Consider the following 10,283-nt stretch of genomic DNA (forward strand, 5'->3'; position numbering starts at 1 on the left):
GCGGTGCATTCTCCGGCCGACATGACCAAGCCCGCCGAAATCGCCGACATGATCGCGCTTGGCGACAAGACCTTCGGCTCGGTCGATATCCTCGTCAATAATGCCGGCATCCAGTTCGTTTCGCCGATCGAGGAGTTTCCGCCCGAGAAATGGGAGGCGATCATCGCGATCAACCTGTCGTCGGCGTTTTATGGCATCCGCGCCGCGGTGCCCGGCATGAAAAAGCGCGGCTGGGGCCGTATCATCAATACCGCCTCGGCGCATTCGCTGGTGGCCTCGCCGTTCAAGTCGGCCTATGTGTCGGCCAAGCACGGCATCGCCGGCCTCACCAAGACCGTGGCGCTGGAGCTTGCGACCTTCAAGATCACCTGCAACTGCATCAGCCCGGGCTATGTTTGGACGCCGCTGGTCGAGAAGCAGATCCCCGACACCATGAAGGCGCGCAACCTGACCAAGGAGCAGGTCATCCGCGACGTGCTGCTGGAGGCGCAGCCGACCAAGGAGTTCGTCACCTCCGAGCAGGTCGCAGCGCTGGCGTTGTTTCTATGCGGCGACGATGCCGCGCAGATCACCGGCGCCAATCTCTCGATCGACGGCGGCTGGACCGCGGAGTAGGACGAGACGGTAATGTCCCCGCGAAAGCGCGCGAAAGCGGGGGCGCCTTGAGAACATCACCGCAACAACAATGGTCGTCGGCAATTTTGCCATCGGTCTTTTGACCGAACGATCGCAGCGCCTCGGCCGCCGCCAGTGCCTGAATTCCAACCGGCGTCGATCGATGTGGCCATCGCGGGGCTGGCGCGGGCAGTGTAATAGCCCGCGGTCTCGTTTAGATCAGCCAGCGCCCGCGGTCATGCGGGGCGTCTCTTTTCAAACCGCTACGGCGAGATTCCGGAGCCGCCCTTCCCGAACGCCAGCACGTGCAAACCAAGCCGCCGCCGCACGATCCAGAACAGCAGCACGGTTTCGAACGTCAGCGAGATCGAGGTCGCCGCCGCGGCGCCGTGACCGCCGAACCGCGGCACCAGGGCCACGCAGAGCACGACATTCATGCCGAACGCCAGCGCATAGGCCAGCGCGCAGATATGCTGATGGCCGAGCATGTTGAGCAGCCGCTCGACCGGGCCGATCGCCGATCGAACCGCGAGCCCGATGGCCGCGACGAACATGATGTCGTAGCCAGCGACGAATTGCGCGCCGAACAGCCACAACAGCGGCTTGCCGCATGCCAGCAGCAGGATGGTGGCGGCGAGCGAGGGCCAGAACGTCCATTTGATGGCATGCGCGACATAGGCCGACAGCCGCGTTTTGTCGCCGAGCGCGTGGTATTCGGCAAAACGGTGCGCCGTGGTCGCCGACATCGCGTAGTGAATGAAAGACACCAGCGCCAGCGTCTTTACCACGGCGAAATAGACGCCTACTTCCTGCGAGGAGCGAAATTGCTGCAACACCAGCACGTCGGTGTAGGACAACAGTAGGTAAAAGCCTTCGACCAGCAGGATTGGCAATGAGATCGCGAGCCAGCCGCGGAAATCGTAGGCCTTCGCGCCCGGCTCGATGTGACCGCCAAGCCGGCGGTTCAGCACGATCATCTGCCCGATCATGGCAATCCACACCGCGGCCGCGCTGGCAAGCATCGCGGGCGTGGCGCCGAGCTCGCAGCCGAGCGCGAACGCGCCCGCGGTCAAGCCGATGATCAGCGCCTGCCGGACCATGAATTGCGGCATCAATCCGAGCCGCATCCAGTCGTGCGCGCGCGCGATGCCGTCCTGGGTGTTGGCGACCACGAAGGCCGGCAGCGTCAGGCAGCCGATGTAAAGCGGCAGGATTGCATTGGCGTCGATCCAGCGCGACGCCAGTTTCACCACGCCCGCCAACAGCAGCGAGACCGCGGCAGACACCACAAAGGTCATCCAGCGGCTGCCGGAGAGAAAGCCGCGCAGCAGCGCGTGTTCCCCCCGGGCACGATATTCCGGGATGATTTTTTGCGCCGAGGCCGAGATGCCGAAATCCATCATGCTGCCGAGCAGCAGGACCCAGGTCCAGACATAGACATAGATGCCGTAGTCCGAGGCGCCCATCCAGCGCGCCAGCAGGATTTGCGAGAGATAGGCCAGCGCAGCGCTGCTGACCCTGATCACAAAGATCGTACCGGCAAGCCGCTTGGTCACCGAGGCTTCACTGGAGCCGTCCAGCAGCGATCGCAGCCGTCCGGCCAGGCCGGCAGGCGCCTGCGTTGCGGATTGAGCGTCCATCACGGCCAAAACGGCAATTCCCCGGAGCGCCGCGGCGGATGCGGCGGTGGTCCGGGCCTATCAACTATTCGTTAACATCGGGTTGGAGGCCCCAAGCTGATTTCCGGGGCGGCCGATGGGTCGGCGCGATGCCTATGACAGGCTCCGCACCACCCAGGAATCTCCTGGGCTTCCCGATATGCAATGGCACATCTGAGCTTCATGCTTCCCGTGCCCCGGAACGACATCAGGGGCTACTCCAGGTTGATATTGAACTCGAGCGAGCGGTCGCCACCGACCAGCGTCAATTTGAGCGCGGCACCCTCCGGGCTGGTGCCGGGGGGTACGCCATCGAGCTCGAAGGCGAAGCGTTTGACCCCCGGCGGGCCGTGATCGAGCAGCTTCGGAACCGGCAGCCCCCAGTCCGGGGTGGGTCCTTCGACAAAAAGGTCGACCGGCACGCCGTCGGGGCTGACGACATCGACCAGCACCGTAGACTTGCCGTCGCGCTTGACGTCGCGGATCGTCAGCGGGTTGGGATCGCCAATGCTGGCCGGCTTGGGTACGGTGTCGAGGGCTGCGAACAGCGCGCTGTCCTCGGTGCTGGCGACGCTGGTGAAGGAAAGCTCAGTATTGGCTCCAACGGGAATGCAGATTTTTTCGCAGACGGCATAGTTGATGTCGGCGCGAAGTGTCACCGGTTTGTCGGCATTCTTCGCGACGATCCGCAACGGCAGCACGACTTGGTCGTGATACCCCATCGAGTGGCCGCCGGCGCCGTCGTCGAACTTCAAAGGCGCCGGCCAAAGCACGGTCACGGCTTCGATGTTTTCGGATCTGGAGAAATCAAAGCGCGGCGGCACGCCGGAATCGCCAGGCGTCCGCCAGTAGGTTTTCCACCCCGGTTGCAACTGCAAGGCGATCCCGCCCAGCAGCACCGCGCCGCTGCGCGATCCCGCCAGCAGCCGGACCGCGGAGTGTCCATCCCTTTGCCAAGGTGACGCATCCTGGGCATACGCCTCGATGGCGAAACATGACATCAACACGGTCGCCGCAAAGCCGAACGCCGCACGCTTGGGAACAATCGCGATCATGCAGGGTCTTTACAGGTTGACGGGGTGCTAAACCATTGAATTGCTTGTGATGAATTTTGTGGAGCAAAGCTTGATTGACATCACCGGCACCCGATATCAGGATGTGCCCTAACACGAAAGTCCTGTGCGGATGGACCCTGAAGGCAAAAGACCAAGGATTACCAGCCGCGATGCCGCCGGCATGGGTGACAATCTGCCGGTGGGCCCTGAAGGCAAAAGGCCAAGGATTACCGGCCGCGAAGCCAGCCGCATCGGCGACAACTCGGCGAGTCGCGGCTACCTCGACGGTCAGTGTCTGATCGCGATGCCGGTGATGGACAACGTCCATTTCGAGCGCTCGGTGATCTATCTCTGCGCCCATTCGGCCGAAGGCGCGATGGGCATCATCGTCAACCGCCCGGTCGGCAGCATCGACTTTCCTGAATTGCTGGTGCAGCTCGACATCATCAAGAAGGCCGACCAGATCAAGCTGCCGGAAAACGCCGGGAGCATGAAGGTGTTAAAAGGCGGTCCGTGCGATACCGGACGCGGTTTCGTGCTGCATTCGAGCGATTTCTTCATCAAGGATGCGACGCTTCGAATTGACGATGACGTGTGTCTGACCGCGACCGTCGATATCCTCAGGGCGATCGCGAAAGGCGCGGGACCGAAACACGCCATCCTCGCGCTGGGTTATGCCGGCTGGAAGGCTGGGCAATTAGAGACCGAAATCCAGGGTAATGGCTGGCTGCATTGCGACGCCGATCCGGATCTGATCTTCGGCAGCGACGTCGAGGAAAAATACCTGCGCGCCCTGCGCAAGATCGGGATCGATCCCGGCATGCTGTCGAACGAAGCCGGGCACGCGTAGCGGAATTCCGCGCTGACGCCTGACGCAGTTGCTGGGTTTGCCCTGCGGTTCGCGGGCAAGCGCCTTTGTTTTCATCTACTGCCTTTTCATCTACTCCGCCGCCTGCTGCTTAACCGTCGGCTCGGTGCCGGCCACCGTGGCGCGGCGCATGTCCCGCGGCTGCGACTGGTCGTAGCGCCGCACCCGATGCATGGTCTGGCGGTTATCCCACATCACGAGGTCATGCAGCGTCCATTTGTGGACGTAAACGAATTCCGGCCTGGTGGCGTGCTCGGTGAGGTCGCGCAACAACAGCCGCCCCTCCGGCACCGACATGCCAAGGATCGCGCCGGCATGTGACGACAGATAAAGTGATTTGCGGCCGTGAACCGGATGGGTGCGCACCAGGCGCTGCAGCACCGGCTTGAACATCTGCTTTTCTTCTTCGGTATAGTCGACGAAGCCCAGTGATCCCCGCGAATACATCAGCGAATGCTCGCAGATCATGTCCTCGATCTCGGCCTTGGTCTGGTCATCCAGCGCATCATAGGCTGCGCGCATGTCGGCGAATTCGGTGTTGCCGCCCGTGGGGTTCACGACGCGCGCCGACAGCAGCGAAAACTTCGCCGGAATGGGGCGGAAAGAACTGTCCGAATGCCACAGGCAATTGCCGAGATTGAACAGATGGGTGCGATGATCGCGCGGCAGCGGCTTGCCGTCCTTGCCGAGATTGGAGACGTCGTTCAACCCGGAGCTGAGCCGGTAATCTACCTTTTTAGTGACGGTGCCGCCGCGCGCTTTCTCGCGCTCGCCGAAATTGATCGCGAAGGCCAGTTGCTGTTCATCGGATATGTCCTGATCGCGGAACAGCAGCACCGCGTATTCGTCCATACCAGCCTCGATGGCGGCGGCCTGTTGTGGCGTCAGCGGCTCGCGCAAATCGACGCCGGAGACCTCGCCGAAAAAATGCGGGTGAAGCTGCCGGATCGCGATGGTCATGGCGTCGCTCCTGGTCGAGGCCAGCGGCTGCTGCGCTGTATTGGGCTGAAAAGCTACTCCCGGATCATGCGATGTCAACGGGATCCGGGTGTTGCGGAGCGTGTCAGGCGTTGCGCGCCATCAGGCCGCCGTCCACCGCAATGACCGCGCCGGTCAGGAACGATGCCGCCGGCAGGCACAGGCTCAGCGTCATGTGCGCGACTTCCTCGGGACAACCGTAGCGGCCGAGCGCGGTTCTGCGTTTGGCATAGATCGCCTTGTGCTCGTCGGCGATGCGCGCCGTCATTCCAGTCGTGATCGGGCCCGGGCAGATGCAGTTGACGGTGATACCGTCGCGGCCGAGCTCCACCGCGAGCGAACGCGTCAACCCGACCACGCCGGCTTTCGCCGCCGAATAGGGGCTGTGCAGCGCGGTGGCGCCGAGCGCCTCGGTGGAGGCGATATTGACGATCCGCGGGCATTTAGATCGGCGCAGATGGGGCAGCGCGGCGCGGATCGTGCGCTGATGGGCCGTCAGCATCACCGCAAGTCCCTTGCTCCAGGCCTCGTCGTAGCCCTCATCGTCGATCGCCACCCGCACGGAAATCCCGGCATTGTTGATGACAATGTCGAGCCCACCGAAATCGGCGGCGATATCGGCAATAACGGCGTTGATGTCATCGCGGTTGGCAACGTCGAGCGACCAGGCTTTTGCGATGCCGCCATCGGCGACGATCTCGGCGACGACCGCCTTTGCACCCGCGGCGGTGATGTCGGTGACCGCAACGTTGGCGCCTTCGGCTGCGAAAACCATCGCCGTGGCGCGGCCCATGCCGCTGGCTGCCCCAGTTACGAGAACGGTCAGTTCGTTAACCGAACGGCTGAGCTTTCTGAATTCCGCCATGGAGTGCCCGCTGAAGATTGCCGTTAGCCCTGACATTGACAAGGCTGGCACCGATCCCCAGCGAGGTCAACAAAGGGTCACCACGAACGAACTGACCTCGGCGGCAAGCAGGTTCTCGTGATCGGCGGCTGCAGCCGCATCCGCAATCAAAAAGCAAGGGCCCGGTTTTGATTCAATCAGAACCACCGATCCTGCAGTTCGATCTGGCTCCGGCCGCCGGAACCGGAATGGGTCTCATCGGTTAGCTCCCGGCAAAACCAAACCAGGACGAGTATTCGCAAATGCGGCAAGCGGTTTTGCGATGCGAATATGCGCCTAGTAGCGAGGAGAGACCGTAATGGACACGGATCGAATGGCCGGCTCGACCAAGGATTTGGCTGGTAAGGCCGAGGGTGCCGTCGGCGAAATCGCTGGCAATAAGAAAACCGAGGCCGCGGGCCGCGTCCGGGAGGCTTCGGGAACGGTGCAGAATCTATACGGTCAGGCCAAGGACGCAGCGCGCGACGCGACCGATGCCGCCACGGGCTACGCCAGGGACGCCTATGAGAACAGCGGCGATACCTTGCGCGACGGTACGCAGGCCGTGGCGAAAAAGGTCCAGGAAAATCCGCTCGGCGCGCTGCTGATCGCCGGCGGCATCGGTTTCGCGCTGGCGCTGCTGATGACCCGCCCGCCGCGCCGTCCGCCGCCGCGCTGGCGGTAGCAAAAACCAAGATAGCCCCGCTGTCATTCCGGAACGCGCCTCTTGGCGTGGTTCCGGAATTGAGAAATTACTTCTGCGGTACTTTAAGTTTTCGCCCGGAGCCCGTCATCGGGCGCCCATTCGCCCGACCCGCCGGCGCCAAACCGTTGACGCGATGACTGGCGCCAGCTTACTGCGCCAAACCTCCGGGTACCGACGCCGATCGACCGACAGTTCCGGGTGGGCGCGGAACGGTCGGCGCACGCGGCGGCTGGCGTGGGGTATTTCCTAGTCCTAGTCCGAAAAACTCCCGCAGCGCCGGCGTAGTTGGCTGAACGGGTTGAATGGGACGTTGCTTTTTCGGCTTCGGCGAGGTGCCAGGTAGACCCGGAGAGGCGACCGTTCCATCCGGCGCAACCGAGGCCACCGGCGTTTCGCCCTTGGACTGTTCGTGCCTGACTTCGCGGCGCGGCCAGACAAAATCGTCGGCGCGGCCGGCCGGTGCTGCCAGCGGCTCGCCCTTGACCAACGTGCGCGCGGCCAAAGCATCGACCGCGGCCGGCCGGGAACCCGGGCCGCCAAGCAATTGATCGGTGCCAACAGAGGATGCCACCAGCGGCACGATCGGTCCCGCCAGTGGACGTGGCGCCGGCTGACCGGGCAGCGCATTGGCGTCCGGCGTTGCCGGTTCGGTCGGCAGCTCGATCGGCGCCGAGCGTGCAGCCAGCAGCCGCGTGATCTCGCGCTCGACATAATGGGCGAGCTTGCGCGCGCCGTACGGGTTGAAATATACACCGTCATAGGAGCGCAGCCGGCGGATCTGGCCTTCGAAATCGGGGCCCTGCAGCACGAAGCGGCCGGCCTCGTCGACGAATCCGTCCCAGACATCGACATAGGTGATGCCAGCCTTGCCGGCGGCGTCGCGATACAGTGAATCCAGAAACAACATGTCCGCCGTTCCCCTGGCACCGCGCACCGCGGGAAGTCCGACCCAGAGCACCGGCACGCCCTTCGACTTGATGACGGCGATCATCTCTTCGATCTTCTTGGTGTAGAGTTCGACCCAGCGGTCGTCGCGAAACTCATAGACGCCGTTCGGCGTGCGCGCGCTTTTCTCATGCGCGGCGAGGGGCGGGGCGTCGCCATTGTCGGCATCATCTGGGGATAACTCGGTGTCAACAAGCTTGTCGTCGGGCTTGGCGGCGGAATCAGTTGTGCCATCCGGCTTGGCGCCGGGTTTGGTGTCTTGAGATTTGGCATCCTGGGGTTTGCCGCGGGCGTCCTTCTTGTCGCTCTTTTTGTCCGGCGATTTATTGTCGGTCTTGTCGGCCGCAGGCTCGTGCATCGATATGCGATCGTTGAGCCCGAGCATGACAACGATGGCGTCAGGTTTCTCGGTGTCGAGAATGCCTTTTGCAGCGGCGGCCCAGTCGGCTGGATCGCCCTTGGGTTGATACTTGATGAGGCCGGAGAAGGTCTTGTGCCTGCGGATCACGCCCATCTCGGGCTGCTCGGCATAGGCGTATTCGAGACCGTAGGCGAGCCAGTCCGCCATGCCGTCACCGAGCACCAGAACGTTGCGCTCCGGCACAGTCTCGCGCTTTTCCGGCGGCGGCGCCCTGGAATAATCCTCGCGGATCCGCTTTGGCGCCTGCTGCTGGAATGGCGCGAAAAAATCACCGCCGAACCAGCCGCCGCGCGGTCGCGGCGGGCCGCCGAAATTGAAGAACTGGGCCGAAGCCGGTCCGGCGATGCCGATCAGCAGCGCGAGCGCCACCGAAAGCGCGATCAGCGGGCCAGTGTCGGTGAATACCCGGAATATGGACTTCGGTTTTGGCATGCGGTTCGGTCGACGTGGATCATGAAAGCCATCGCTATAATAGCGGAATCAGGCCGCAAGCGGGCAGATTCTTCGCTATAAACTTGGCATCGGCGGGCCCCGTCAAGGGCGCCACGGGAATCATGCGAATTGCCCCGTTTGGGTTACCGGCGCGCCGGTGGCAGCCGCCGGAAATCACCGCCCGCGCAACCGTTCCAGCACGTCGGAAGAGGCGAAACCGTCGGCAGGGGCCCCGATCGAGGCCTGGAAGCCGCGCAGCGCCTGCCGGGTCTCGCCGCCGAATTGCCCGTCCGGGGTACCGCTATAAAAACCGCGCTGCGCCAGCAGCTGCTGCAGTTCCAGCCGCTCGGCCCGCGACAATTCCCGCTCCTGCCGCGGCCAGGGCTGCACCAACGGTGGGCCACCGCGCAAGCGGTCGGCGAAATGACCGATCGCCAGCGCATAGGCTTCCGCCGGGTTGTATTTCATGAACACGCGGAAATTCTGCAGCATCAGGAAGCCGGGGCCTGAGGCGCCGGCGGGAGCCAGCAGGTAGGCCTTCTCGGCCGGGTGCGGGAACGGCTGGTCGCCCGCGCGCTTGAGGCCGAGATGTTCCCATTGTGCTATTGCCATCGTCTTGGCGCGGTCTGCCAGCATGTAATTGAAGCCCGCGGGCACCACGACCTCATAGCCCCAGGTCTGGCCGGTCTGCCAACCGTCCTTTTTCAGGTTGTTGGCGGTCGAGGCGATCAGATCGGCTGGATCGTCGACCACGTCGCGTCGACCGTCGCCATCGGCGTCGACCGCGTAGCGCTTGAATGCGGTCGGCATGAATTGGGTCGGCCCGAACGCGCCGGCCCAGGAGCCGTGCAGCTGTTCCGGGCGCAAATCGCCATGGTGCAGGATCTCCAGCGCCGAGAGGAACTCATCCCTGAAATAAGGCTGACGGCGACCGACGCAGGCGAGCGTCGCCGTGGACTGCAGGACACTGCGATCGCCAATCTGGGTGGAGTAGTTCGATTCGATGCCCCAGATCGCCGCGATCGCGTAGCGGTCGACGCCATAGAGCTGTTCGGTGGCGTCGAATTGAGGCTTGTATTGGGCCAGGATCTCGCGGCCCTTGGCGAGCCTGGCGTCGCTGACCAGAATATCGAGATAATCCCAGATCGATTTGGTGAATTCCGGCTGCGAATCCATCAAATCCATGATGCGCAGATCGGGCGTAAGTCCGGCGGTGAAGCGCTGGAAGCTTTGTTGCGAGATGCCGCGGCGTGCGGCGTCGGGCCACATCGAGGCGACGCAATTGTCGAAATTCGCCGCCGCCTCGCGGATCGCGCCAGCGCTCATCAGTGGATGGCCGGAGGCGCCGTCCTCGCCGCTCCACGGCAATGGCCCGCTACTCCCGGCGGGCACGGATGGCACCGGCGCCGAGCTGCCGGGCGACGCTGAAGGCGCGGGCTGGCTGCCTGTTGCAGCCGAGCCGGTAAAGATCCTGTCGAGGAAGCTTAACGGACCGCCGCCGGACGACTGCGCGCGTGCCTCGCCGCACAGCAACAGGGCCGCCGCCAGCGCCACCACGCCGGTCCGGCCGTTCGCCAATGCTGATGACCGTCGCGTCATGTTGTCCTCGCCTGAGCCTGAATTATCCCGCTTTCAGGAGGCCTTGTCACGGTTTCCAATAGCTTAACAAGGCGAGATTTTGTTGTTGCAGATCGCCCACCGGAAAGGCCACCCGCGGCAACC

9 protein-coding genes are annotated in these 10,283 nt (G+C 63.6%); 3 read left to right on the top strand and 6 right to left on the bottom strand.

The window, feature by feature from the left end; translation table 11 throughout:
- Positions 1-615, top strand: a 615-nt coding sequence (locus tag ABSG20_RS20525) for a 3-hydroxybutyrate dehydrogenase (protein WP_423866343.1), incomplete at its 5' end; no start/stop codon positions are given.
- A gap of 263 nt (positions 616-878) precedes the next feature.
- Here ABSG20_RS20525 and ABSG20_RS20530 read toward each other — a convergent pair.
- Together ABSG20_RS20530 and ABSG20_RS20535 are read right to left on the bottom strand one after the other, a co-directional pair.
- Entirely contained in the window at positions 879-2,255 is a 1,377-nt protein-coding gene (locus ABSG20_RS20530) for a flippase (RefSeq protein WP_423866350.1), read from the bottom strand.
- A gap of 233 nt (positions 2,256-2,488) precedes the next feature.
- The gene (locus tag ABSG20_RS20535) at positions 2,489-3,328 is read right to left on the bottom strand and encodes a protein-disulfide reductase DsbD domain-containing protein (protein WP_423866344.1); all 840 of its coding nucleotides are present in this window, start codon (positions 3,326-3,328) and stop codon (positions 2,489-2,491) included.
- 199 nt (positions 3,329-3,527) lie between these two features.
- Here ABSG20_RS20535 and ABSG20_RS20540 point away from each other — a divergent pair, with 199 nt between their 5' ends.
- The gene (locus ABSG20_RS20540; RefSeq protein WP_423866351.1) at positions 3,528-4,178 is read left to right on the top strand and encodes a YqgE/AlgH family protein; all 651 of its coding nucleotides are present in this window, start codon (positions 3,528-3,530) and stop codon (positions 4,176-4,178) included.
- Between the two features lie 90 nt (positions 4,179-4,268).
- Here ABSG20_RS20540 and ABSG20_RS20545 read toward each other — a convergent pair whose 3' ends face one another.
- Both ABSG20_RS20545 and ABSG20_RS20550 read right to left on the bottom strand, forming a co-directional pair.
- Complete coding sequence (locus tag ABSG20_RS20545; protein ID WP_423866345.1) at positions 4,269-5,156, bottom strand: TauD/TfdA dioxygenase family protein; 888 nt, start codon at positions 5,154-5,156, stop codon at positions 4,269-4,271.
- A 103-nt stretch (positions 5,157-5,259) separates the two neighbouring features.
- Entirely contained in the window at positions 5,260-6,039 is a 780-nt protein-coding gene (locus tag ABSG20_RS20550) for an SDR family NAD(P)-dependent oxidoreductase (RefSeq protein WP_423866346.1), read from the bottom strand.
- 337 nt (positions 6,040-6,376) lie between these two features.
- On the opposite strand from ABSG20_RS20550, the gene ABSG20_RS20555 reads away from it, so the two are divergent.
- Entirely contained in the window at positions 6,377-6,742 is a 366-nt protein-coding gene (locus tag ABSG20_RS20555) for a CsbD family protein (protein WP_423866347.1), read from the top strand.
- A gap of 169 nt (positions 6,743-6,911) precedes the next feature.
- Here the strand turns inward: ABSG20_RS20555 and ABSG20_RS20560 are convergent, their stop codons facing one another.
- Together ABSG20_RS20560 and ABSG20_RS20565 are read right to left on the bottom strand one after the other, a co-directional pair.
- Positions 6,912-8,561 carry an SGNH/GDSL hydrolase family protein gene (locus ABSG20_RS20560; protein ID WP_423866348.1) on the bottom strand — a complete coding sequence of 550 codons (1,650 nt, stop codon included), beginning with the start codon at positions 8,559-8,561 and terminating at the stop codon, positions 6,912-6,914.
- Positions 8,562-8,735: 174 nt separating this feature from the next.
- Positions 8,736-10,160: a lytic murein transglycosylase gene (locus ABSG20_RS20565; protein ID WP_423866349.1), complete on the bottom strand. Its 1,425-nt coding sequence runs from the start codon at positions 10,158-10,160 to the stop codon at positions 8,736-8,738.
- Positions 10,161-10,283 lie beyond the last annotated feature (123 nt).

It is taken from the genome of Bradyrhizobium sp. (assembly GCF_049512235.1).
In the GTDB taxonomy this organism is placed as follows: Bacteria; Pseudomonadota; Alphaproteobacteria; order Rhizobiales; family Xanthobacteraceae; genus Bradyrhizobium.

Excerpts from the sequence above, each read along its gene's own strand:
- ABSG20_RS20530 (WP_423866350.1), bottom strand. The coding sequence starts at position 2,255 with ATGGACGCTCAATCCGCAACGCAGGCGCCTGCCGGCCTGGCCGGACGG.
- ABSG20_RS20565 (WP_423866349.1), bottom strand. The coding sequence starts at position 10,160 with ATGACGCGACGGTCATCAGCATTGGCGAACGGCCGGACCGGCGTGGTG.
- ABSG20_RS20550 (WP_423866346.1), bottom strand. The coding sequence starts at position 6,039 with ATGGCGGAATTCAGAAAGCTCAGCCGTTCGGTTAACGAACTGACCGTT.
- ABSG20_RS20560 (WP_423866348.1), bottom strand. The coding sequence starts at position 8,561 with ATGCCAAAACCGAAGTCCATATTCCGGGTATTCACCGACACTGGCCCG.
- ABSG20_RS20545 (WP_423866345.1), bottom strand. The coding sequence starts at position 5,156 with ATGACCATCGCGATCCGGCAGCTTCACCCGCATTTTTTCGGCGAGGTC.
- ABSG20_RS20555 (WP_423866347.1), top strand. The coding sequence starts at position 6,377 with ATGGACACGGATCGAATGGCCGGCTCGACCAAGGATTTGGCTGGTAAG.
- ABSG20_RS20535 (WP_423866344.1), bottom strand. The coding sequence starts at position 3,328 with ATGATCGCGATTGTTCCCAAGCGTGCGGCGTTCGGCTTTGCGGCGACC.